Origin of the sequence: Mesorhizobium sp. LSHC420B00 (assembly GCF_000503055.1) — a bacterium.
Classification (GTDB): Bacteria; Pseudomonadota; Alphaproteobacteria; order Rhizobiales; family Rhizobiaceae; genus Mesorhizobium.
Window position 1 is genome coordinate 1 of record NZ_AYVY01000052.1, and the last position, 19,630, is coordinate 19,630.

Genomic DNA, 19,630 nt, shown 5'->3' on the forward strand with positions numbered 1-19,630 from the left:
GCTGGAACCGCCAACCGTTGCGCCGGCGCCGGCGTTGATGCCGCGACTGCCGCCCAGCGACGCACCGAGGCCGGCCTTGATGCCGCCGCTGCCCCCAACCGTTGCGCCGGCACCAGCGTTGATGCCTTGGCGGCCACCAACCGTCGCGCCGAGGCCGGCTTTGATGCCGCCGTTGCCGCCAATGGAAGTGCCAACACCAACGGCAATTCCGTCCGCGGCATTCACGGGCATCGAGAGCATGAAAACAACTGCGCTGCCCGCCACCGCATCGGTGATTGTTTTGATTATGATGGTCATAACACTCTCCTTGCTGTATTGCGCTGAACAGCCCGCGACATCGCCGGTTGCATACCTACTAATTTGCAAGAAGATTATCGGTTTCTTTGCCGATCAACTTACTGGCCTCATGGTATCTGTTCACACAACAGCCGAGTGAAGTTTGTAGTGAAATTTTCCGAAAGTTTTACTTCGGGAAGGTCCTCTGCCGGGTGAAGCAATGCGAGCGTCAACTGATGGGCGCCGCGATAGACGAACGTCGCCCCAACGGTCGGCGATCGAAATAAGGCGAATTCTTAAATCTGAAAACGACTACATCAATCCGACACGAGGCAATAGAAAACGGGCCGAGAAGGTCCGCCATGCGCGTGTTTGCTTCGCCGTGCTGCGCCATTTTTGCCAGAACCTTTCCGTCGCCCGCATTGTTTTCTCTGTAGTCGCCATGCGACGACAACCGAATGATGGAGATCAACATGCTTACGAAAATCCTGACAGCCTCCATACTTGCAGCCGGTCTGGCGACCGCGGCGATGGCCCAGAATGCCGGCTCGGACAACAATGCGCCTGGCAGTGAGAAGAGCATCGTCGTCCAGCCCAAGCCGAATGGCATCGACCTTGGCACGACCAGCAGCACGATGGGCACGACGGGTGCCATGAACTCCAATGCGGATCAAAACTGCCCTGCAACCCCGCAAGGTGCCCAACCCGATGCGTCCAACAAGCCTGCCGGGACGGTTTCCCCGACTGTCAACGACAACAATTGCGGTAAGTAGTAAGCCACGACAATCCGGCTTACCATCGCGGGTGGGCGGCAGCGGGACTGGTTAGGACTGGTCCCGCCTTACGATGGGCCAACCGAACCACGAGATCCAGCGATGCAATCAAATCCGCTCGAGTTCACGCTTTGCGCGGTCGCGCCTTGGGTTTGGTTCCCTCTTTGGCGGCCGGCGGCTTCGGCCGGCTGGCGGTCTCCTGCGCGGCGGTTTCTGCGTCGATCTCGGCGGTAGCCTGATCCCAATGCTGCTGATGCGACCCGTCGGGCCTGCCTGCCTGTTCCCAGATCGCGTGTGCCCGCTGGCGAATCCGTTCCTGCCTGTCCGTCACTGTTGCCTCCGTCGGCTCGGTTCATGCGTAAGCAACTTTGTTCTAGCTGAAATTTCGACCCGCGTCTTGAGCGGCAGGCACCGTTATTGAGCCTCTCTGTCACACAGGACAGCAACGCCGAGGAGCGCCGCCTTCTTGATGATCAGCCCTTCAAGATCGGCGTCCGAGCGCTCCGTTCCGGTGCGTTCGCGCAACAGCGCAATCGCTACCTTCATCGACAGCAGGCCATCGCCTCGTTCAGCAAGCAATTTGTCGACGGCTGCGGCCACGTTGGTCGGCTCGACATGCGGCAGCATGGGAATGGCTCCTTTCCTTGTTTCGAGACGACAGCGGCTCCATCCCGATCCTTCGGGATGGAGCTCTTTTGATAATTTAGACCGTGACCTTTCCAAATCCGGTTCGCGGTTTGGGAACGCCGGTCACTCGATGACGTGCACGATCCTGCGCGTGCCGGGGTCGACGAGCACGGTGCGACCGTCGACGACGACGTATCTGTACTGCACGTCGGGAACATCGATCGGTTGCAGCTCGACCGTATCGGGCAACGTGGAACCGATATTGAGCTCCACCCCCAGAAGATTGATCGACGCCAACGGGTGCTTGTGGACGTATTCGCGGATGACCGTCTGCTGTTCGGGCGTGACAATCACCTGGTCTGCGGTGGCCACGCCGACGCCGGCGAGCAACACCAATCCCGCCGCAGCAGGAACAAGGTGGATTTTCATCGTCTACTCCTGTTGTTACGGGCCTCGCCTTTACGGTTGCGACGCGGCATTCCGGTCGAAGCGGCGAACCCTCTAGGCAAACGCCCAGGCCACCTTGTTGTTCCGTAAGTGGCGGCTAATCGAATAGCGGTGAAGTGCCCGTGCGGTGCGGCGAATGGACTGCGGATGAGCTGCGGTGGCCCGCGTCGCAAGACGCGGGCCGATCGGTCTCCCGATCAGCAGCGATACCGGAGGGGGTGATATCGGCTGCGTCTAAAACAACATTTAGGACAAGCTAATGTTCCTAGGCGACTGCAACTAACCTGCCGGCTCGAGCGGCGCGGCGTTACCGCCCGTCGCAGCCCCATGGGCAGCCTCTGTCGCAGCAATTGAAGCGGCTACTGCTTGGGCGGCTGTGGCGGCACCTCGCCAGGCTTGATCACCGGGGTCCTGCCCTCATCCGCCGGTGGTGCCGCCATGCCCTGATCGCCCGTTGGCGGCGGCTTCAGCACCCCACCGCATGGCTCGAGCATATCGGACAAATTGTTGCCGGCCGGCTGCTGCTGCTGGCTGTTCTTGTCCGGCGGCTCGACCTTGCAGCGGTCGAATTGCGACTGTTCGCCCGGCTGCGCGGACGCCGGCACCGCCAGCACCAGCGCGCCTAGCATGTACGGCAAGAAAATGAGCGGTCTCATGTCGAGCTCCTTTCGCGCCAGGATCGTCTGACTTGTGAAGGCAGGCAGGCGCGATTGGTTCCGTCGTGCGGCAATGCGCCCGGACCGCAGTGGCCCGGGAACCGGCCGCCAGACTTATGAGTTCAACCACTGAGCCAGTTCAGGGCCGCCGACATTATGGAGAACCAGCGATGGAACCGCGCAGGAAAGAACGAACCGACGACGAGACGGAGAGCCCGACCATCCAGCAGCAGGACTGGGACGCCATCCGGAGCGGGAGAATTCTCCCAGACGGCGTGCCGCAAAACGGCGACATCCGTTACGACGTCGAGAAAGACGGCGAACTGCCGGAGGAGGATGACGATAACGCTTACCAGGAAAGCGACGAGGCGTTGCCGGACGATACCGATGAACGCGTTATTTCACGCGATCTCGCACGCGAAGGTGGTCCTTTCGACGAAGAATGAGCCACCGCCTTTCGCACTGCCCTCGCTGTCCGCGTCGGCGGCCGGATGAAAAAGCCCCTGCTTTCAATTCGGGAGGTCGAAGACCGGCTCCTGGCAGCGATAGACCAGACATTGACCGTCACGCGTCTTGATATAAGCGACGCGCGGCATCTGCGGCCAGTCGCATTCATTGCCGAATTGGCGCACGTATCGGTCGTAGGTGTTCCGTCCGGTGGTCAGCACCACCGAGCGGTGCCTCTGGATCAGAAGCTGTGTCTGTTCGCACGTCATCGCGCGGCTGTCCGGCCGGGCATGGGCCGTCGCGGCAAACAGAAGCGCCCCGGCTGTCAGGACTGCCGCTTGTGTCAGGACTCTGGCAAGCATGACACCATCTCCCGTGAGGCCTAAAGCGTATCTTGGTTTCGCAAGCGCCGGATCGAGCCGCCCTCGCAGAGAAAAGATCGTACAGATTGCCAGGGAAAATGCAAAAGCCCGCCGCACCTTTCGGCGCCGCGGGCTTCAACTGAACGTCACTCTTTTGTCAGCTTGGGCGGCTTACTCCTCCTTCACCGGCCCGAACCGGCGCACGATCACCTCGAAGACGATATCCGAGATCCACATCGCCGAGACGCCGATGAGGAACGCGGCGGCGAGCGTCGTGGTGTCGTCGTCCGGAGAAGGAATGGGCAGGCCGGCGGCGCGGAAATAATGCACGACCGGCAGCGTCAGATAGGCCGCCGCCAGCGCGCCGCAGATCGGCGAGGCCACCATTTCGCGGACCTTGTAGCGATGACGCGACAAAGCCCGCAAAATACCGCCGGAAAGGCCGGCGACCAGCACCGGCGCCTTGATGCCCAGAACGTCGAGCAGCTCATGCATCATGGCGTCCACCCACACCATCTGGCACCCTGCCCGTTGAAGGCGTTCATCTCGTCGAGCTCGGGCCGGGTCACGGCGGCGACGATGGCCGCCGATGGCCGGCGCGGCTGGTTGTGGTCGCACCAGACCTGGCGCGGATTGCCGGCCGGCGCGGTTGTCGTGCAGCCGGCGAGCACCAGGCAGAGGATCAGCGCTTTGCCCATTTCCCAGCCTCCGCTCGTGCTGCCGCATCGGTCATGCCGGCCGCCTTGCGCTCTTCTGCGGCGGCCTCGCGGTTCATTTCGAGGCGATCTTCTCCGGCCGCGACTTTTGCCTCGGCCTGTTTGGCCGCCTCCTTCTTCGCCCGGTTGATGCCGCCCGCAACATAAAGGCCGATGCCGCCGGCCACAGCAGCGAATATCGTCATGACGAGCTTGTTGCCGATGATGGCGCCGAGAATGGCGAGGAGTGCGGCCATCACAAATCCTCCGCGCGGCGGCGGCGCAGGAACTCGGTCAAAACGCCGTTGACCACAAGAAACCAGGGGAACCATTCGCCCGGAATGATCGGCGAAAGAACCTGCGGGTCGACATAGGTGACGATGCTCGCGATGACGCCGATGGCGGCCTGAAGCCGCGCCCAGAATATTGTCTCGCTATCGCAGAAAAAGCTCTTGATCCGGGTCCACATGTCATTTCCTTCCAAACAGTTTGAGGATGGCTGATAGTTTCAGGACGGCGGCGATCAGCGCTGCCCGGAAGCCGGGCTTGGCGACAGGCACAGGAGGCGCAGAGAGCGCGGCGGCCGGCGGTGGAACGGGAATCGATTTTGCGGGCTCTAGCGGAGCTGCAGGCCGAAGGACCACCAGACCGGCAGACGGCCACGGCGTATCCTTGATGCGCGACCATTTGCGATAGGCCTCGGCAAGCCTCGTGTCGTAAGCGTTCTTGCGATAGCCGGCGCCGTTGTAGCCCTTGGCGAATCCCGCCCAGTCGTGATTGCGCAGATTGTCGTCGAGCCGCTTCTCGACGATGAAATCGATCGCCGCGCCGAGCTGCAGCGCCTCGTCCGCCATCATCGCCTCGACCATCGCCTGCACGGTAGGAAAGCCGGCGGCTTTGAAATTCTCGCCGAGAACCTGGCCCAAGCCCCATGAGGCGGATTTGAGCGCCGCGGTTTCGTCGATCGCACAAGCTGCCCTGAGCCGTGGGTAGCTATCCCTTGGATAGGGCTTCTCGCCCCATTTCGGATAGGCGAGGCCGGCGGCTACCGCTTTTGCCCGCTTGGCACCCGACAGGTTGCGGTAGAAGACGTGCGGTTCGAACAGGATGACCGGCCGGCCAACGGCGTCGAAGCCGTGCCCGCTGGTTTCAACATCGAGGAACGCGTGGATCTCGTCCTCGCTGACGCCGATCCGGGCGCCGAGTTTCGGCAAGTCTATATCATCGAGGCGCCTCGCGGCGCCTTTGAATGAAAGGTCCATGGGCAGTCCTTTCCGCCCTTGTGGGCAGGTTTTGAGGTTGAAAAACGGATGCGTGGCGGCAAAGCAGAATTGGGCGGCAGCGCGTGCCGATGTGGCAAGGAAGGTTGATGTTTTCGACCCGCCGTGTGAAATGGCCGCGGGATGGTGCATATGCCTGATGATGAACAAACCGCTGCGGCGCGCTGGTCGGTGAGGTCCGAGCTCCGCGCCGTCGGTCGCGACAAGCCGCTGCTCGCGGTGCTGGCAGCGATCCTCTGCCTTTATTGTGCGTTTATCGCCGGACCGATCGTCTATGCGGTGCTGGCCATCAACGGCATTGCTGATTTCTTCAAATAGAGCCGGTTTCGGCGATCTCGCGCCGGTCCGGCGCGCTGTATCGGCCCCGAAATTGCTCGGCCTGGATGAAATTGCTTAGCCGGGATGAAACTGTTCGCGTATATCGTTCGTACCTGTAGCGGGTGCGGGAGGACACGTGACGATAAGAATCAGACTCCCAGGCGGGACTTTGAAGATCAAGAAAAGCGACGAGCTGCGGCGCCGCGAGCAGAATCGCGAGGTGCCGGTTTGGCAGGTCGGCAATTACTTCGTCATCTGGTGGCCGAGCGGCATGTCCGATCGTCCATCCTCGCCCAGAAAATCCTCGCCCAGGAAATAGCCCGCGCACCCGACGATCCCGACCGGGCACTGGTGCCTCCGTGCGGGATCAGGAACCGCCCTGCGCGCCGAAACCTCCGAAGACCGCTCGCCAGATCCCAAAAATAGTCAGCGGGCAGGCGTTGACTCTTCCGCGACGGAAGGTCTCTTGTGCTGCGTTGCACAATGGGGTGGCGGAATCGATGGCGGTGCGTATCAGGATGCCTGGCGGCACGCTGAAGGTGAAGGTGTATCGCGAATTGCGCGATCGCGAANTCGATGGCGGTGCGTATCAGGATGCCTGGCGGCACGCTGAAGGTGAAGGTGTATCGCGAATTGCGCGATCGCGAACGCGCCCGCCGCGTACCCGTCGTCAGGCTCGGCCGGGTCTATTTCACCTGGTGGTCGAACCGCCAGCGCCTGATTGACGATCAGTCGCCAGGATGAAGCTCCTTTCGTCCGGGCATGCGCCTGCCCGCCCGGCACCGCGAAGCCTGCGCCGGCCAGCTCGCAAAATAAGTTGATGATGCTGCTGTTGACTCTTCCGTAACGGAAGGTCTCTACTTACCGCATTGCACACAATTGCTGCGTTGCACAACGGGAGTTGGACCGATGGCAGTGCGTATCAGGCTGCCGGGCGGCACTCTGAAGATGAAGACCTATCGTGAGTTGCGAGCCCGGGAACGCGACCGCCGCGTTCCCGTGATGAAGATGGGCTCGCTGTATTTTGTCTGGTGGTCGAAAGGCCAGGAGCCTCACGAGAAGCCGCAGGACAGCAGGCGGTAGCCGCTGGCGGCGGCGGACGCAGTGTTCGCGGTTTTGCTCGGCTTTTTTCTGCTGTCGTGACTCTAAATGTCTAGGCAGATTGTTTGGCTAGCGAGGGACCCGATCCTCCCGCGAGATTAAATGCTACTGCGACGAGCAGAGCGCTCCAGTCAGCTCCGCCCTCGCGGGTAGGTTGTTAGGTTCCTATTTTCACAGGGATTGGCTACTCGGATGGCCTTTTGATTCGGCACGAATTTCGTCGTCGCCGATGCCGATCAATGCCCCGACGCGCGGGATATGCGATCGGTGATGCGCGCTTCGCAGGTCCTCCTGGGACGCAGTGCCCGTGGTCACCCTCCAATGTTGTGGAAGGCTATATTGAATTACTGCCCTTGGGCATCTAAAGCTTTCGGCGATCATGAGAGGTTCCAGAGGGCTCAAGGACTGGTCGGCCCGAGCAGTTAGGGCTCTAGCCGGTAGGGGGCCTGCTTGAGCCACCCTGATGTTTCGGGATTTCACGTAGGGGCTAAGGATGCGAAAGACTTCCATCCTTGTTGCCGGGTTCCTCGCCGGCTCGGCGTTCGGTCATTGGGCTACATGCCGCTAAAGGCTTCCATCTGGCCTGAAGCGGTAAGCGTTCCGGCAACCACGTATCAGGCGGCCCGCAACAGCATCTTTGCGGCCCGCCGGAGTTCTGGTGACGCTGTGATGATCGGCGACTCGATCACGGAAATGGGCGATTGGGACGCGATCTTTCCTGATTACCGGATCATCAACCGCGGCGTCTACAGCGACAACACGGCCGGCCTTCTGGCTCGAACCGATGAACTTTCCCGCGTCGATGCCGATATTGCCTTCGTGATGATCGGCACGAATGACTTCACGATCAGGCTAGACGCGAATGGGACCTTCGGGCGCTACAACAGGATCATCAAAGCGCTGGCTCCAAAGCGGTAGTGGTTCAATCTACACTGTTCCGAAGCGACCGATATCCCAAAATAAATGAAGCCACCGCTGAGCTGAACCGCAAGCTGCAAGCCCTATGTTCCGGCTCGGTCTGCGACTATCTGGACCTCAATGCGACCCTTGCGCCGAATGGCGTCTTGCTGCCGAAATATTCAGTCGATGGCACGCATATTACGGGAGCCGCATATACTTTATGGGCGGAACAGATTAGGGCGTTTCTCCCTGCGAAGCCGCGCCAGAATAGCAATTGACGTTGCGCATTCAGTTGCCGGATGGCACACCTTGCGGCTTAGCGACGAACTCACAGCGGGGAAGAATGCGCAACCAGACACTAGATGCCCTTCGAGGCATCACGGCTCTCATGGTGTGTCTTCCATGTCGTCGGTACTGCCGGGATTGGAAACGGCGTCGATGACGTGTGGAGCTATGGCCGCATGGGCGTGCCGCTGTCCTTCGTGATTTCAGGCTTTATCGTTCCGCTGTCGATGGACCTCGCTGGGCACAAGATCAGCGGCTATTTCCGCTTCATTGCCCGGCGCGTGGTCCGCCTCGAACCGCCCTACTTCGTGACGATCGCCTTCATCCTGATCAGCGGCGTGGCGCTGGCTCACATCCCGCAACTCAACACCTCGCATCCTCCCTACACCGTCACCAACGTGCTTTTGCATATCGGCTATGTGAACGCCTTCGTGGGTCAGCCTTGGCTTAGCGGACCGTTCTGGACGCTGGCTATCGAGTTTCAATATTACGTGGTGATAGGACTGCTCTTTCCGATCCTGGTCAGCAGCAGGACTGCAGGCTTGGCAATGCTTGGCGGGTTTGCCGCGCTCTCTATCGTGAGCACCGGATATGTCGAATTCCTGCCGCCCCATTTGAGCGTGTTCGGCACCGGCATTCTGACCTTCATGTTCTAGACGAAGCGGGTTGACCTCAACACGTTCTGCGTCGGGATCGCTGCCCTTTGCGCCGTGGTATGGTGGACGCTTGGACCGGAGCGGGCAATCACCTGTCTTCTAGCCTCGACTGCGATTGCAATCTCTTGGGTGCCGGCGTCGTCCCTGTTCAGCAGGGTCGGGATGATCTCGTATTCGCTTTACCTCGTGCACGTCCCTATCGGCATGAGGTTCGTAAAACTATCCGAGCGGGTGTTCCCCGGCTCCCCATGGCTGGCATCGGCTATTGCGCTTGCCGCGTGTTTCGGCGCGGCTTTGTTGCTCTGGTATTTTGTCGAAGAGTGGGCCAAGAAGCAGTCGAAGAAGATCGACTATGGCAGCAAAGCGCGCCGCGCTGCGCCAGATATCGTAAAAGCGCCCATCTCAGATGCGGAACCACAGGCGCCCTTGCTGCCATCAGAAGGCTAAGGACCGACCTTTATCCCAACAGGTTCGCCAGAGGAACTGAGCAAGGGTCGCCGTAGGACTATGGTTGCGTCGCGAAAGCTTTATAGGTGGAACCGGCTTGAAGCGACAAACCGCAGAATCCCACCCTCAACAAGCGCAACTGCTGACAAGGCATTGCACGACAGCAGCTCACCCAATTTAGCGCCAATGTTCCGATCGCAAGGCGTTCCTGAGCCGACAGCTTTGCAGGTTAGTGAAACGCTCTGGTAGTCTCGGCGCCTCGGCCATCAACCTCAGCCGGAGCGCCTTTTCCGGTCAAATGCCTTTGCAGATGCGACTCGCGCCGCTCTCGAGCGCAGTTCTTCTTTTCGGCGGTTCGAACGAAGCGTCTGGCAGGCGGTCGCGGTCGTTGCGCAAGGTTGCAAACCGTCGCTGTTTGTTGCAAATAATTTGCTGCGGGCGGGCGATCGAGGAGTCATCTAGCGATGAATGTCCAGTCGCGCGTGCATGCCTTTCTTCGCGCAACCCCGCTCCGCTATTGTTTTCACCTCGCAAAAGCTCACCTTGGTGGGTCTCCACAATCCGACGAGAGCGTGATCCTGTCGCGGATCGTTGGTCAAAGCCCGAAAACATTCTTGGAGTTTGGTTTTCATCCCACGGAATACAACTGCATTGGGCTTAGCGACTTCAGGGGTCTGCTCGTCGACGGCGACGCAACGACCGTGCGGTTGGCCCGCTCGCTGCTTCCAAAGCGGATCGAAGTGCGCCAGAGCTTCATCGATCTTGACAACATCAAAAACCTCGCCACGCATTTTCCACAGCTTGGAGTGCTTTCCGTCGACGTCGACGGCAACGACTACTGGTTTCTGCAAGCCCTGCTGCCAGTGCGTCCGGCTGTCATTTGTCGCGGAGTACAATGCCAGTTTCGGTCTCAACCCAATCACCGTGCCCTATGATCTCGCGTTCGACCGCACGGCCAAGCATGACAGCGGCTGGTATCACGGTGCATCGATCACCGCCCTGACCAAGCTATGCAAGACGCACGACTACAAGCTCGTTGCCGTCTCGGCCGCCGGCGCGAACGCGTTCTTCTTACCTGACGCTTCGGACATACCGGAATTAGAGCCTGCCCAGGCCTATCGAGAGAACGTCCTGCGTAACCGCTGGTCTAGAACTACGGCTAAAGACCAATGGGAGCGCATCAAGCATATGCCTTTTATCGAAGCGCCCTGAGATCGAGACGAGAAATGTAGACTGGACGACCGGCTCGACATGCAGTGCGATACGACGGCACGACCCTCGTTGATGAGCGGCAGCGACAGGCATCACTTCACTAGGTCTGCTGGCCGCACCAATGCATCGGCCGGAACGTCGTATCGAACAATTGACCCGGCCGAGATAATAGCCCGATCGCCGATGGTGACACCCTTCATGATCATGGCGCTATTGCCGATCCAGACGTCATCTCCAATCACAATTGGCGACGATCGGATGCCGGGGTCGACGCGCGGGTGACCTTCCTTGAAGATGGCCTGCATTTGCGCAAACCGCTTCCGAGGGTCCATGGGATGCGAGTTGGTATCGTGGATCGCGACCCCCCATGAAACGTGCACCCGCTTGCCGATCTTGATCCCCACCGGATCAGACGACCAAACCGTTGAGCCGGGTCCAAGGTAGAACCAATCGCCGATCTCGATGCGGCCTGCATGGGCGAAGATTTGCAAATGTCCATCCAAATGGCTGTCGGCACCGATCGAAACCCTCGCTCGGTCGCCGTGGATGTTGAAGATTTCCGCCCCTGCACCGAACCGCGTCCGGGGTCCGAGGATCGCATTCTCCCTGGCAGCGCCGGTGGCGATCCATGACCAGAAGAGACGGCGAAAAGCGAGGACGGTCGAGAAGATACGCATCCACCGGTATCTGCCACAAGCGAGCGAAATTTCCAACTAGATCAAGTGCCAAAGAATCCAACCCGCGATAGCGCGCGCAGCTTATCGGCAACGAAGCTGGCGTATCTCTCCCCGCCGACGCTGTTGAGGTGCAATTCGTCCGACATGTAGAGTGTCGAGGTCAGGTACCCGATACCACTGCCGCCGCCGACGTCGATGAAGCCCATCCCCATCATTTCACAGACCTCGCGTTCCCTCCGCATGAACTGGTCGAGAGTGTTCCCCTGACTGTTTGTCCTGAAAAGCCTATGAGTAGCGTGGCCAGGACCACCGCTGTAAGTACCGAGGCATATGATCTTGGCAATAGGGGCTCGGAGGCGCATGGCCTTGAAGGCATCAACCATGGCCCCGGTGAAGCCGGAAGCAAGGGTTTGATCCCCCAGGTCGCCTAGAACTACGTCGGCCGCTCCGAAATTATTCGGACCCGGCTCTAAAGTGATGATCTCGGCATCTACCGGAATAAGGGCAATCTGGTCGTAGATCTTTTGCGACCCATAGTGCCCATTGGTGGCAATTCCCAGGGACCCACCGCTATAGGCAAGATTTGTCGGAACCATGCCGGTCTTCACGGCCAGCGGTCCCCTATAGAACGCCTGGGCTGTGATGCTCGAACCGAGCAGCGTCCATTTCTTGCCGACAAGCGCTGCCCGACCGTCGTCGGCATCCGCGTCAATCGCGCTCGGATCGAGCGCGCCGACATAGCGGATGGTGTTGGCGGCAACCGGCGGCATTCCAGCAGCCTTGATCCAGGCTGCGGACGAAAAATCGCGCGGCGAATTGAGGATGTTCGCGCCCCCGTTGATGCTCAGGCTAGAGCTTTGGAGACCGAGGCCCGACACGCCGTCGCCGACGTAAGGATGGCCACCGGCGGCCGGGAACACGCGATGCTGGACATTGGCGATGCCGGTGCCGTTCGCAGTGCCGGTCACCCGGCAACGATACCAGTTGGCGCCGATCGCCTGCGTCGAAACGGTGCCGAATGCCGCGCCGCTGCCGGAAGCGGTGCCACCTGCAAGATCGAAGGTGCAGTCGAAGGCGCAGGCCCCGTTGGAAAACAGGTTAAGGCGTGTCCTCTCGGCCTTTTGGGCATACACATCCCAAACGAAGGTCTGACCGATCACCCATGCGATGGCCTGATATACAGACGGGCTGCCCGAACCGGATTGCTCGATGATCTTGTCGGCCGTTAGCCGGCCATTGACCAGCACATCGATGACGTCGACCAGCGCCTGCAACTGCGGCACCACCCTGACTTCCGGGACGGTCGCGGCTGCGGCTGTGCAGTTGGTCTTGGTGAAGACGGCGTTCGTCGGGTCGCTGCTCGGAAACAGATTGGTGGTCGTTGACGGAAGCCGCAGGACGATGTTCCGCACGTAAACGCCGGAGGCGCCATCGCCGGTGAAGGGGAACACGCCGGCCGGCGAAAACCGCGTCTGGACGTTGGCAGCGCCGTTCGCAGTCGGCGTGACTACCGCTCTGCATTCGTACTCGCCACCGCCCAGCGCGATCATAGAGAAGCTGGTGAGTGCCGGGCCGGTACCGGTGCAGGTACCGTCCGACAGATCGAAATTGGCGGTATAGACAGCTGGCCCGTTGGAAAGCAGCTGCAGCAGCCGGCGCTCGGATGCCCTGGCGGTCACGACATGCTCGACTACGACGCCAGTCGAGAATGTATAGGTTCGGAAACAGGTCGGCGCGACGGAACCAGTGCCCTCGGTCAGCTTGATNTACGACGCCAGTCGAGAATGTATAGGTTCGGAAACAGGTCGGCGCGACGGAACCAGTGCCCTCGGTCAGCTTGATCGTAGTGACCGCAAGCCCTTCTATGCGCGACAGCGCATCGACGTTCGTCACAATGCTGGCCGTCGATGAACGAACTCCTATGTCGGTTGCAACCGGCCCGGCGTCGACTCGGAATAGGCCAAGCAAGCCGGCGCTGACCTCCGTCCAGAAATACTCGCCGACATCGACATTCCTGCCCATTACCGCCACCGCCGCGGCGCCGGCCAGCCCCGCCGACGCCCCGAAGCTGAACGTCGGCGCCACCGTGTAGGAGCCCGGCGCCGTGATCAGTATCTGCGTCAGCGCCCCGCCCGCCACCACGAAGCGGCCGGCCGCGCCCGAACCGGTGCCGCCGGCAAACGCCAGGTCGAACGTGCCATTGGCGCCGCCCGAGCCTGCCGTGATCGCACCGTTGCCGGCGACGCCGAAGCCGATTGCCGCCGCAGTCGTCGGGAAAATGCCTTTGCCGTAGAGCGAAGCGTCGCGTGCGGCCTGGGCGCTGACGACGGCCGCCGCGGCGGCGACGGCATCGGAATTGGTGGCAGCCCGGTCGGCTGTGGTTTGGCCGGCATTCGCGGCGGAAGCGGCGGCACTGGCGGATGCCTGGCCGGCGCTGGCTGCGGCAGCATCCTTCAGGGCCTGGGTTTCATCGCGCAGCGCTTCGACCTCTTCGACCACGTCGGCGATGTCGGGCGGAACGGATGCGGCGATGGTGATGGCATCGGCGCCGACGGCCGGCTCGTCGGCCGTGAATTCGAACACGCGGTCGGCATTGACCGACCCGATCTGGGTGTGAACGGTCGTGCCCTTCTGCAGGGTGCGCGTCGTGCGGGCGTCGGCGGCACGGAACCATTCGCCTGCGCTCGCCGTGTAGATGCCGTTCTGCGTCGGGTCGGCCTGGTCCTTGACCAGCACGCGGTCGCCGATTTCGGCCGGCACGCCATCGATGGCCTGCAGGCCATGCAGGAGGATGTCGGCCGTGGTTGCGAGGCGCACGGGCTCGCGTTCGCCGGTCAGGAGACGAACGGCGGCAGTTGCAGGTCGGGACATGAGGGCTTGCTCCATAAAAAAAGCCCCGCATGAGCGAGGCTGGAAGGGGGTTCGGTGCTGGCGGTGGGAAATCTAAGCTGCGCGGCCGGACACCGCGTTATCCGGCGCGGCCGGTGTATTCACGGACAATTTTGCGGACAGCGAGCAACGCGGTCCAGGGCTATAGCGATCCGCCAATGAGCCTTCTTGTGCCGCCGATCGCCGCCAGCCCGCAGGCCATGCCGGCGCAGTCGGCGACCCAGTCGAGGATATCCATGTCGCGCGCGATCAGCTGCGCGCCCTGAAGCAGCTCGATCGCCGCGCCGGTAATGGCGAGGAGCACGACCAGCCTCGTCTTGTGTTCCGGCTAGCCGAGGCTTCCGAGCGCCGCCAGCGCAGCGAACGCCGCGGCGTGGTTGAGCTTGTCATGGTGGAAGGTGAAGCCCATGTCCAGCTCCTGCAGGAACCGCACCGGCGAAAGCGCGAGCAGGAGGACAGCGGCCAAGGTAAGCAGAAAAGCGATCCTTGCCATGGTCGCAAAAGAGTCGTAACGGAAGCACATTCTCATCAAGGAACTTGAGACGGCTACCCACATTTCGGCGTTGGCTGGGCTAGCCGGCACATCGACCGGGATTAGATCCGCCACCGGGTCCCCCCGTCGCGCAGCTTCGACCCACTCTTCCATGGCGCCGATATATCCATCCAGCGCCTCGTATGGAGTCTTGGCGTCCTCACAAGTCAGGTATGTCGGAGGCACATCGCCTACGATCACCCATACCCACGGATCCACTTCCGGCCTGCCAGGTACAATCTCGAAAAGGAAAATATATATTATGCCGTCGGCCCATACCCAAGATATTCTCCCTTGATGTCTGAAACCAGTCATAAAACTCAAGATATTTTCGGGCTTCCAGACGTGCAGCATCAAGCTCTTCATCGCCTGTGCTTTTGTCAGCCGACGGCAAGCGGGTGACGCTAGTCAAGTCGGGTTTGACGTCGCTATAATTTCGCTCGACCACTTGTGTTCCCTTTCATTTCTTGCTTGAGCCATCTTCTTCTTGCCCAGCGAGCATAGTCTCCTGCATCGCTATGGTGTTTAATATGATCTGCTCTCGCACGATGCGTGCCCTCGGTCGGCCAGCGCTTTCTCGTGAGACACATCCATATTCAGCGCTGCACAGGCTTGTCGCGAGTGCGCTGCACGGCTCTACCGGAATGGGCTCGCAAAGCTCAACGCTGCTCATGCCAAATGTCGAACGGCTTGATGGTAGCTGAAGGGAGACCTCGTTCATCAAACACATCGAAGACTCGCTCTGATAAGACGAGGTCAAGGTTCTTGGCGATGCCGAAGTCATCGTGACCCGCCTTCCCGCTCACCTTCAGCCACACGAAAGATGGAAGCTCTACCTCGGGCTGCTGTTCGCGAAAATCTTCGGACGTTATGACTTCAACAGGGGCGAATGCCGCTCCGGTGAAGCCGATTTCTGACAATGCGTGCGCGGCCTCTTCCGTCACGAGGAAACATGGAAAGCTTGTTATAAGAACATCACCGATCCATCCCTCCATCTGGTACACAAGCTTGCTCACGATAGGAGGGTGGACACTGGTATCCATGACAGTGCCGTCGCCCAATCCGCCGGCCACATCGGGCAGAATGTCAAAGTATCTCATCAGTCACCTATTGGTAGATAGAACAAATGTCCATACTTCTTGTCGATTTCAGTAACATAGTCAAGGACCTTCTGGCGAGTAGCATGAGGGTTTTTCTTATAGAAATATTCCCACTCGTTCCGAATGACCTTCTGGTGCAAATTTATGTCGAACTCGTTCCGGATTCCACGAAGATTCTCGATTGAATGCAGCTCTTGCTCTGCAAAAAGCCCTATATAGTCGCTTTTGTTGAGACTAGGATTCGCGTCGAAAAAGGTTTTTCGATAGTCCTTGGATGGAGCCCACCCAACCTTCGCCCCGGCATGTTTAACTTTGGACGTATCCCTAGCAAGCATCGCACCTAGTAACGCGGTATCAAAGGCACTATCGGACATTTCACCGGCTCGCGTCTTCCGGCGTGGGATTGGTGGCGAGACCGAGCGCGCAAGCGCTTGCTGGTGCCTAAGGGTTTCGGCATCGACCCCACGAACAAGTGCCTCGCCGCCTTCGACTAGGTCAGTCGGCCGCCTCGAAAATATTGAGAGTTTCTCTACCCAGGGCTTGGCAATCTTCGCCGCGGCGCGTTCCAGGGCCACCACCGCCAACCTATCGCCAGGAATTGCGCCCGCGGCATTGAGCAGTGTTTGGTCGTAGTTGCCTTCCAGCGCTGCATTTCCAGCCTTCTCCAGTGCAAATGACGTCCCCAACGGCGTGAAGTCGGCCACCGAGATGCTGTCTTCGCCAAGCCCATCGGAGCCCACGAGTTTTTGCGCGAGAAGACGCCATAGGCTCCCCCGCTCACTGTCGCCGGCTATCAATCTCCCGAGCCACTCTTGATTCGTCGGTAAGTAGTTGGTGAGTTCCGCGTTTGATACCGATCGTCCTGGCTCGACAGTGTTGGCTAAATCGAGCAGCATCATCGGGTCGACTACAGCTGCCCGGACCGACCTGTCCGCGATGCTGTTGTCCGTTTGGGACGCGCTGGTCTGAAACAGGTGGCTCAGCACCGCTTCGCGCGCGGCTTGATTCGGTAGCGCGGCGAACACATTGCGCAGCTCTGCGGTCTGGTGTTGCGGCTGGGCCTTGAGTCTGCCGACAATGTCCTCAGCGACAGAGTTGGGTAGCGGCTGGGCGGTCTCAAAACCCAACTGTTGCTGGGCGGCGATGGAGCCAATGATCGCCGCCCGATAGTCTCCCGGCTTCGACAGGTTGCTCCAGGCCGCATCAAGGTTCGCGAATGCCTCGCGGACATAGCCGCCCGGATCGGCCTGCCTGGCCTTGAACGTCAGGTCCGCGGCGGCGGCGATAGCGTCATGGCGTGCCTTGTCCACTTCCGGCGTTGAACTATCTGCGGTGGGGTCGGCGTCCTTGACCATGGCCCGCACGGCGTTATTCGACAGGTCGCGCATGCCGTGGAATTGGCGATTAACCTCAACGGTCCTGTTGAACGCCTCGAAGCGCCCGGCGCCTTCGGTAGCGCCATAGAGAGCGACGAATTGTTCCGGCGTTGGGATCGGGCCGGAATAGGTTCCACTGTCCCTGATGTCGGCCGGCGCATTCTGCTCGGCCAGGATAATGTTTGTGCGTTTTTCGACTTGCCGCATCGCGTCGGCGGCTCGGGCCTGCTGGACCAACCCTGGCCGCTCTTCGGGGGCAATGTCGTCCCCAAAGGCCTGCGCCGACCTTTCGTCCGGCGTAAGCTTGCCTACCCGGTCACGGAGCGAAGCCGGTGCGGCAGTTCCATCCGCCGGAGGCCCACTCACAGCCTCGACGGTATCGTCCTTGGTCTTGCCGTCCGTTGCGGCCAACACCGCCCCCAGCATCTCGGCAGCGCGCTTCGGATCCTGGGCGATCATCGCCTGGGCAAGCGCCTTTGCCGTGTTGCTGCGCCAGGCAGCCTCAGCCGCCTGCCGGGCCACCGGGTTGCCCATCTTGCCGATCAGTTCGAGCCCGCTCTGCCTGATCGCCTCGAACGTTTCGCTGTCGTCCGGGTCGCCCTGCGCGATGGCGCTTGTGTAACCGTCCTCGACCTTGGTCCACTCGGCCTGCTCGTAGTTCTGGCGCCGCGCGTGCTGCTGCGCGGCCATGCGCGCCGAGCCGGCGAGCCGCAACGCCTGCTTTTGCGCGAGGAAATTGGCGCGTTCGCCCTCCGGCACTTTCGCCGCCGTGTCGTCGAAGATCTGGTCGAACAGGCCGGGCTTGACGACGCCGTCGCTGCGCGGATCGAGCTGGCCATACATGAAGTCGTGCAGGCCGCCGCCGTCGGCCGGCGCGGTCTGCACCGCCACGGCCTCGGCGTGCGCGATGCGTGCGTTCAGCTCGCGGCCGATAATGTCGGCGTCGAACGCATCCTGCTGCTGCTTCTGCTGCCGGAAGCGTTCGGCCACCGCCGAGAGCTCGTCGCCAAAGCCTTGCATGGCGGCGCCCACCGGCGAGCCGTTGGGATAGGAGGCCACAGTGTCAGTATCGAGCCGGCGCTGGGCAAGCTGGAGCGGGATGGTGGCCATCAGTAGAGGCCTCCGCCCGGCGCCGGCGGGAAGGCGCTTCTGCCGAACGTCACCGCCTTGGCCGGGTCGTAGAGGCCGGCAATGCCCGATACGAGGTTGCCGCCTGCCTTGAAGATCGAGGCGCCCACCGCCTGCCTGCCGGAAAAGCGCGCGATCGCCGCCTGCGTGCCGAGACCGTTCTGGCGCAGCTGCGAGCCGTACTGGATCGCCTTGAGGTCGAGCTGGCCCTGCCTGGCATTGGCGGCCAGCACCTCGGTCGGCGATCCCGCCATGGCGACGCCCGAAGCGCCGGCCTGGGCACGCGCCTGCGCCTGCAGCAGGTCCTGCTTATGGCGCTCCTGGCCCTGCTCGAAGGCCGAGCTTTGAGCGTCGGCCCGCGCCTGCTGTTCATAGGCTTTGGCCTGGTAGTCGGCCATCTGCCTGGACTGCTGGCCTTCCGCCAGCGCGCCGCCGACCGAAAGCGCCGTGCCGATAAGAGCTAGTGTGCACATGGTCAGCCTCGTTCGCCGGCGGGAATGAATTTGCTTTTGATGCCGTCGACGGGCGCGCCGATCGAAGGGCGCCGGTCGAGCACGCCGCCGGGACTGAGGAAGGACAAAAGCAGCCGGTCGGCCTGGATCGCCGGGCGGCTGAGCCGCGTGGGTGCTGTGGCCCGCGGGCCGGCCATGGCTGTGCGCCGGATGGTGGTCAGGTTGACTTTGACCCCGGCGGCGCCGTCGGACACGCCGTTGGCGGCGGTGACGGCGCGGCTCAAGGCATCGGCCGCGAACAGCTCCTGGCGCAGTTGCTCGATCAGCCAGTGGACCGTGCGCCAGCGCTCGCCGAGCGCCTCGGCGTTTGTCCTGACCTCGTCGCCGTGCGGCGGCGTGTCAGCGCAGGGTTCGGCGGGGGGTTCGTCCAGGGGGGCGCCAACGCGGCGCTCGTCCGCGTCCTCGATAGTTTTCTCGATCAGCGCAATTTCAGCGGTGCAGTCGTCCAATGCGGCACGCGCCGCCGTCAAATTGCCGGCGCCGAAGATCGCGTGAAACTTTTCCGTTTCCAGCTCGCCCTTGCGGGCGATCGCATTGTTGAGGTCGGTGTCGAGCAAGGCGATGACGGCGGCAAAATCGGCAGCCGTCCGCGCCCTGCCGAGGTCTTCGGCATGGGGGAGTTGGGTCACGGGTGGTTCCTTCTTGAGGGAGGACATCGCAGCTGCCAATCTCCCCCCTTGTGGGGGAGATGCGCGGCAGGGCAGAGGGGGGCGCGAAGGATCGCGGCGGCTTTAGCTAACTGCGGTCAGGCCAGAATGGATAAGGACGTAATTACGATTGGTCGGCGGGACAGCGCCCCCCTCTGTCCTGCCGGACATCTCCCCCGCAAGGGCAGGGCTATCGCATATGAGTGATGGCATTGATGAGATAGTCGTCGTTCCAGGCGCATTTCTTGATGCGATGGCTGATGGGAAGATCGGAAGAGCACACGTCT

General features: G+C 61.3%; 33 protein-coding genes and 1 pseudogene. 14 read left to right on the forward strand and 20 right to left on the reverse strand.

What is annotated here, in order from left to right; genetic code table 11:
• Positions 1 to 297: pseudogene (locus X760_RS72555) on the reverse strand (hypothetical protein); the annotation flags it as partial.
• Positions 298 to 505: 208 nt separating this feature from the next.
• The gene (locus X760_RS76980) at positions 506 to 751 is read right to left on the reverse strand and encodes a hypothetical protein (RefSeq protein ID WP_156948365.1); all 246 of its coding nucleotides are present in this window, start codon (positions 749 to 751) and stop codon (positions 506 to 508) included.
• On the opposite strand from X760_RS76980, the gene X760_RS72560 reads away from it, so the two are divergent.
• Positions 735 to 1,049, forward strand: coding sequence for a hypothetical protein (locus tag X760_RS72560; RefSeq protein ID WP_023723028.1), 315 nt, complete (start codon positions 735 to 737; stop codon positions 1,047 to 1,049). The two genes, X760_RS76980 and X760_RS72560, sit on opposite strands and share 17 nt — an antisense overlap.
• A 124-nt stretch (positions 1,050 to 1,173) precedes the next feature.
• On the opposite strand, the gene X760_RS72565 is transcribed toward X760_RS72560, so the two are convergent.
• The 4 genes from X760_RS72565 to X760_RS72580 form a co-directional block, all read right to left on the reverse strand.
• Positions 1,174 to 1,380, reverse strand: a complete 207-nt coding sequence (locus tag X760_RS72565) for a DUF2934 domain-containing protein (protein WP_023723029.1) — start codon at positions 1,378 to 1,380, stop codon at positions 1,174 to 1,176.
• A gap of 83 nt (positions 1,381 to 1,463) precedes the next feature.
• Positions 1,464 to 1,676: a hypothetical protein gene (locus X760_RS72570; protein ID WP_023723030.1), complete on the reverse strand. Its 213-nt coding sequence runs from the start codon at positions 1,674 to 1,676 to the stop codon at positions 1,464 to 1,466.
• 123 nt (positions 1,677 to 1,799) lie between these two features.
• Positions 1,800 to 2,105 (reverse strand): DUF1236 domain-containing protein, encoded by a 306-nt coding sequence (locus tag X760_RS72575; RefSeq protein ID WP_031195423.1) that lies wholly within the window; start codon positions 2,103 to 2,105, stop codon positions 1,800 to 1,802.
• A 377-nt stretch (positions 2,106 to 2,482) separates the two neighbouring features.
• Positions 2,483 to 2,779 carry a hypothetical protein gene (locus X760_RS72580; RefSeq protein WP_023723032.1) on the reverse strand — a complete coding sequence of 99 codons (297 nt, stop codon included), beginning with the start codon at positions 2,777 to 2,779 and terminating at the stop codon, positions 2,483 to 2,485.
• Positions 2,780 to 2,949: 170 nt separating this feature from the next.
• On the opposite strand from X760_RS72580, the gene X760_RS72585 reads away from it, so the two are divergent.
• Positions 2,950 to 3,225 carry a hypothetical protein gene (locus X760_RS72585; RefSeq protein ID WP_023723033.1) on the forward strand — a complete coding sequence of 92 codons (276 nt, stop codon included), beginning with the start codon at positions 2,950 to 2,952 and terminating at the stop codon, positions 3,223 to 3,225.
• A 63-nt stretch (positions 3,226 to 3,288) separates the two neighbouring features.
• Here X760_RS72585 and X760_RS72590 read toward each other — a convergent pair whose 3' ends face one another.
• The 6 genes from X760_RS72590 to X760_RS72615 form a co-directional block, all read right to left on the reverse strand.
• Positions 3,289 to 3,588, reverse strand: a complete 300-nt coding sequence (locus X760_RS72590; RefSeq protein ID WP_023723034.1) for a hypothetical protein — start codon at positions 3,586 to 3,588, stop codon at positions 3,289 to 3,291.
• 171 nt (positions 3,589 to 3,759) lie between these two features.
• Positions 3,760 to 4,083 (reverse strand): hypothetical protein, encoded by a 324-nt coding sequence (locus X760_RS72595; protein ID WP_036245970.1) that lies wholly within the window; start codon positions 4,081 to 4,083, stop codon positions 3,760 to 3,762.
• Positions 4,083 to 4,286, reverse strand: coding sequence for a hypothetical protein (locus X760_RS72600; RefSeq protein ID WP_023723036.1), 204 nt, complete (start codon positions 4,284 to 4,286; stop codon positions 4,083 to 4,085). Before X760_RS72600 ends, X760_RS72595 begins: the two co-directional genes overlap by 1 nt.
• Positions 4,271 to 4,540, reverse strand: a complete 270-nt coding sequence (locus X760_RS72605) for a hypothetical protein (protein ID WP_023723037.1) — start codon at positions 4,538 to 4,540, stop codon at positions 4,271 to 4,273. The genes X760_RS72600 and X760_RS72605 overlap by 16 nt, the downstream gene beginning before the upstream one ends.
• The gene (locus X760_RS72610; protein ID WP_023723038.1) at positions 4,540 to 4,752 is read right to left on the reverse strand and encodes a hypothetical protein; all 213 of its coding nucleotides are present in this window, start codon (positions 4,750 to 4,752) and stop codon (positions 4,540 to 4,542) included. The genes X760_RS72605 and X760_RS72610 overlap by 1 nt, the downstream gene beginning before the upstream one ends.
• 1 nt (position 4,753) lies before the next feature.
• A complete protein-coding gene (locus X760_RS72615; RefSeq protein WP_031195425.1) occupies positions 4,754 to 5,545 on the reverse strand; it encodes an N-acetylmuramidase family protein in 792 nt (263 codons plus the stop codon).
• A 150-nt stretch (positions 5,546 to 5,695) separates the two neighbouring features.
• Between X760_RS72615 and X760_RS72620 the strand changes: the two genes are divergently transcribed.
• From X760_RS72620 to X760_RS78685, 9 genes are all read left to right on the forward strand, one after another.
• Positions 5,696 to 5,881 (forward strand): hypothetical protein, encoded by a 186-nt coding sequence (locus X760_RS72620; protein WP_023723040.1) that lies wholly within the window; start codon positions 5,696 to 5,698, stop codon positions 5,879 to 5,881.
• A 169-nt stretch (positions 5,882 to 6,050) separates the two neighbouring features.
• Positions 6,051 to 6,200, forward strand: a complete 150-nt coding sequence (locus tag X760_RS72625) for a hypothetical protein (protein ID WP_023723041.1) — start codon at positions 6,051 to 6,053, stop codon at positions 6,198 to 6,200.
• Between the two features lie 257 nt (positions 6,201 to 6,457).
• On the forward strand, positions 6,458 to 6,625 hold the full coding sequence (locus X760_RS77570; RefSeq protein ID WP_023723042.1) for a hypothetical protein: 168 nt from the start codon (positions 6,458 to 6,460) through the stop codon (positions 6,623 to 6,625).
• A 165-nt stretch (positions 6,626 to 6,790) separates the two neighbouring features.
• Positions 6,791 to 6,964, forward strand: coding sequence for a hypothetical protein (locus tag X760_RS77575; RefSeq protein ID WP_023723043.1), 174 nt, complete (start codon positions 6,791 to 6,793; stop codon positions 6,962 to 6,964).
• Positions 6,965 to 7,540: 576 nt separating this feature from the next.
• Positions 7,541 to 7,900: a GDSL-type esterase/lipase family protein gene (locus X760_RS0140480; protein ID WP_348633270.1), complete on the forward strand. Its 360-nt coding sequence runs from the start codon at positions 7,541 to 7,543 to the stop codon at positions 7,898 to 7,900.
• Positions 7,901 to 8,244: 344 nt separating this feature from the next.
• On the forward strand, positions 8,245 to 8,823 hold the full coding sequence (locus tag X760_RS72630) for an acyltransferase family protein (protein ID WP_023723045.1): 579 nt from the start codon (positions 8,245 to 8,247) through the stop codon (positions 8,821 to 8,823).
• 162 nt (positions 8,824 to 8,985) lie between these two features.
• Complete coding sequence (locus X760_RS72635; protein WP_156948367.1) at positions 8,986 to 9,270, forward strand: hypothetical protein; 285 nt, start codon at positions 8,986 to 8,988, stop codon at positions 9,268 to 9,270.
• Positions 9,271 to 9,734: 464 nt separating this feature from the next.
• Complete coding sequence (locus X760_RS78680) at positions 9,735 to 10,205, forward strand: hypothetical protein (RefSeq protein WP_245278792.1); 471 nt, start codon at positions 9,735 to 9,737, stop codon at positions 10,203 to 10,205.
• Entirely contained in the window at positions 10,195 to 10,482 is a 288-nt protein-coding gene (locus X760_RS78685) for a hypothetical protein (RefSeq protein WP_023723048.1), read from the forward strand. Before X760_RS78680 ends, X760_RS78685 begins: the two co-directional genes overlap by 11 nt.
• 92 nt (positions 10,483 to 10,574) lie before the next feature.
• Here X760_RS78685 and X760_RS78990 read toward each other — a convergent pair whose 3' ends face one another.
• Together X760_RS78990 and X760_RS77580 are read right to left on the reverse strand one after the other, a co-directional pair.
• Positions 10,575 to 11,159 (reverse strand): acyltransferase, encoded by a 585-nt coding sequence (locus tag X760_RS78990; protein ID WP_023723049.1) that lies wholly within the window; start codon positions 11,157 to 11,159, stop codon positions 10,575 to 10,577.
• Positions 11,160 to 11,200: 41 nt separating this feature from the next.
• Entirely contained in the window at positions 11,201 to 12,838 is a 1,638-nt protein-coding gene (locus X760_RS77580) for an SGNH/GDSL hydrolase family protein (RefSeq protein WP_023723050.1), read from the reverse strand.
• 242 nt (positions 12,839 to 13,080) lie between these two features.
• On the opposite strand from X760_RS77580, the gene X760_RS77585 reads away from it, so the two are divergent.
• From X760_RS77585 to X760_RS77595, 3 genes are all read left to right on the forward strand, one after another.
• Entirely contained in the window at positions 13,081 to 13,251 is a 171-nt protein-coding gene (locus X760_RS77585) for a hypothetical protein (RefSeq protein WP_198030581.1), read from the forward strand.
• Between the two features lie 12 nt (positions 13,252 to 13,263).
• Entirely contained in the window at positions 13,264 to 13,452 is a 189-nt protein-coding gene (locus X760_RS77590; protein ID WP_023723052.1) for a hypothetical protein, read from the forward strand.
• Between the two features lie 89 nt (positions 13,453 to 13,541).
• Positions 13,542 to 14,063 (forward strand): hypothetical protein, encoded by a 522-nt coding sequence (locus tag X760_RS77595; RefSeq protein ID WP_023723053.1) that lies wholly within the window; start codon positions 13,542 to 13,544, stop codon positions 14,061 to 14,063.
• A 127-nt stretch (positions 14,064 to 14,190) separates the two neighbouring features.
• Here X760_RS77595 and X760_RS78695 read toward each other — a convergent pair whose 3' ends face one another.
• From X760_RS78695 to X760_RS72690, 6 genes are all read right to left on the reverse strand, one after another.
• Complete coding sequence (locus X760_RS78695; RefSeq protein ID WP_023723054.1) at positions 14,191 to 14,352, reverse strand: hypothetical protein; 162 nt, start codon at positions 14,350 to 14,352, stop codon at positions 14,191 to 14,193.
• A gap of 24 nt (positions 14,353 to 14,376) precedes the next feature.
• Positions 14,377 to 14,937: a hypothetical protein gene (locus X760_RS78700; protein WP_245278793.1), complete on the reverse strand. Its 561-nt coding sequence runs from the start codon at positions 14,935 to 14,937 to the stop codon at positions 14,377 to 14,379.
• A 302-nt stretch (positions 14,938 to 15,239) separates the two neighbouring features.
• Positions 15,240 to 15,680: a hypothetical protein gene (locus X760_RS72680; RefSeq protein WP_023723056.1), complete on the reverse strand. Its 441-nt coding sequence runs from the start codon at positions 15,678 to 15,680 to the stop codon at positions 15,240 to 15,242.
• A complete protein-coding gene (locus tag X760_RS77600; RefSeq protein ID WP_023723057.1) occupies positions 15,680 to 18,166 on the reverse strand; it encodes a hypothetical protein in 2,487 nt (828 codons plus the stop codon). The genes X760_RS72680 and X760_RS77600 overlap by 1 nt, the downstream gene beginning before the upstream one ends.
• Positions 18,166 to 18,657: a hypothetical protein gene (locus X760_RS72685; protein WP_023723058.1), complete on the reverse strand. Its 492-nt coding sequence runs from the start codon at positions 18,655 to 18,657 to the stop codon at positions 18,166 to 18,168. The genes X760_RS77600 and X760_RS72685 overlap by 1 nt, the downstream gene beginning before the upstream one ends.
• 2 nt (positions 18,658 to 18,659) lie before the next feature.
• Entirely contained in the window at positions 18,660 to 19,325 is a 666-nt protein-coding gene (locus X760_RS72690; RefSeq protein ID WP_031195435.1) for a hypothetical protein, read from the reverse strand.
• Positions 19,326 to 19,630 lie beyond the last annotated feature (305 nt).

What these genes read in the sequence shown, in the direction of transcription:
- X760_RS72630 (WP_023723045.1), top strand. Translation starts at nt 8,245, where the DNA reads ATGCCCTTCGAGGCATCACGGCTCTCATGGTGTGTCTTCCATGTCGTC.
- X760_RS72590 (WP_023723034.1), bottom strand. Translation starts at nt 3,588, where the DNA reads ATGCTTGCCAGAGTCCTGACACAAGCGGCAGTCCTGACAGCCGGGGCG.
- X760_RS72595 (WP_036245970.1), bottom strand. Translation starts at nt 4,083, where the DNA reads ATGCATGAGCTGCTCGACGTTCTGGGCATCAAGGCGCCGGTGCTGGTC.
- X760_RS72620 (WP_023723040.1), top strand. Translation starts at nt 5,696, where the DNA reads ATGCCTGATGATGAACAAACCGCTGCGGCGCGCTGGTCGGTGAGGTCC.
- X760_RS0140480 (WP_348633270.1), top strand. Translation starts at nt 7,541, where the DNA reads ATGCCGCTAAAGGCTTCCATCTGGCCTGAAGCGGTAAGCGTTCCGGCA.
- X760_RS72680 (WP_023723056.1), bottom strand. Translation starts at nt 15,680, where the DNA reads ATGAGATACTTTGACATTCTGCCCGATGTGGCCGGCGGATTGGGCGAC.
- X760_RS77585 (WP_198030581.1), top strand. Translation starts at nt 13,081, where the DNA reads ATGTCGGTTGCAACCGGCCCGGCGTCGACTCGGAATAGGCCAAGCAAG.
- X760_RS72560 (WP_023723028.1), top strand. Translation starts at nt 735, where the DNA reads ATGATGGAGATCAACATGCTTACGAAAATCCTGACAGCCTCCATACTT.
- X760_RS72605 (WP_023723037.1), bottom strand. Translation starts at nt 4,540, where the DNA reads ATGGCCGCACTCCTCGCCATTCTCGGCGCCATCATCGGCAACAAGCTC.
- X760_RS76980 (WP_156948365.1), bottom strand. Translation starts at nt 751, where the DNA reads ATGTTGATCTCCATCATTCGGTTGTCGTCGCATGGCGACTACAGAGAA.
- X760_RS78990 (WP_023723049.1), bottom strand. Translation starts at nt 11,159, where the DNA reads ATGCGTATCTTCTCGACCGTCCTCGCTTTTCGCCGTCTCTTCTGGTCA.
- X760_RS77575 (WP_023723043.1), top strand. Translation starts at nt 6,791, where the DNA reads ATGGCAGTGCGTATCAGGCTGCCGGGCGGCACTCTGAAGATGAAGACC.
- X760_RS78680 (WP_245278792.1), top strand. Translation starts at nt 9,735, where the DNA reads ATGAATGTCCAGTCGCGCGTGCATGCCTTTCTTCGCGCAACCCCGCTC.
- X760_RS77600 (WP_023723057.1), bottom strand. Translation starts at nt 18,166, where the DNA reads ATGGCCACCATCCCGCTCCAGCTTGCCCAGCGCCGGCTCGATACTGAC.
- X760_RS72635 (WP_156948367.1), top strand. Translation starts at nt 8,986, where the DNA reads ATGATCTCGTATTCGCTTTACCTCGTGCACGTCCCTATCGGCATGAGG.
- X760_RS72575 (WP_031195423.1), bottom strand. Translation starts at nt 2,105, where the DNA reads ATGAAAATCCACCTTGTTCCTGCTGCGGCGGGATTGGTGTTGCTCGCC.
- X760_RS72615 (WP_031195425.1), bottom strand. Translation starts at nt 5,545, where the DNA reads ATGGACCTTTCATTCAAAGGCGCCGCGAGGCGCCTCGATGATATAGAC.
- X760_RS72600 (WP_023723036.1), bottom strand. Translation starts at nt 4,286, where the DNA reads ATGGGCAAAGCGCTGATCCTCTGCCTGGTGCTCGCCGGCTGCACGACA.
- X760_RS72580 (WP_023723032.1), bottom strand. Translation starts at nt 2,779, where the DNA reads ATGAGACCGCTCATTTTCTTGCCGTACATGCTAGGCGCGCTGGTGCTG.
- X760_RS77570 (WP_023723042.1), top strand. Translation starts at nt 6,458, where the DNA reads ATGGCGGTGCGTATCAGGATGCCTGGCGGCACGCTGAAGGTGAAGGTG.
- X760_RS72570 (WP_023723030.1), bottom strand. Translation starts at nt 1,676, where the DNA reads ATGCTGCCGCATGTCGAGCCGACCAACGTGGCCGCAGCCGTCGACAAA.
- X760_RS72685 (WP_023723058.1), bottom strand. Translation starts at nt 18,657, where the DNA reads ATGTGCACACTAGCTCTTATCGGCACGGCGCTTTCGGTCGGCGGCGCG.
- X760_RS72585 (WP_023723033.1), top strand. Translation starts at nt 2,950, where the DNA reads ATGGAACCGCGCAGGAAAGAACGAACCGACGACGAGACGGAGAGCCCG.
- X760_RS72610 (WP_023723038.1), bottom strand. Translation starts at nt 4,752, where the DNA reads ATGTGGACCCGGATCAAGAGCTTTTTCTGCGATAGCGAGACAATATTC.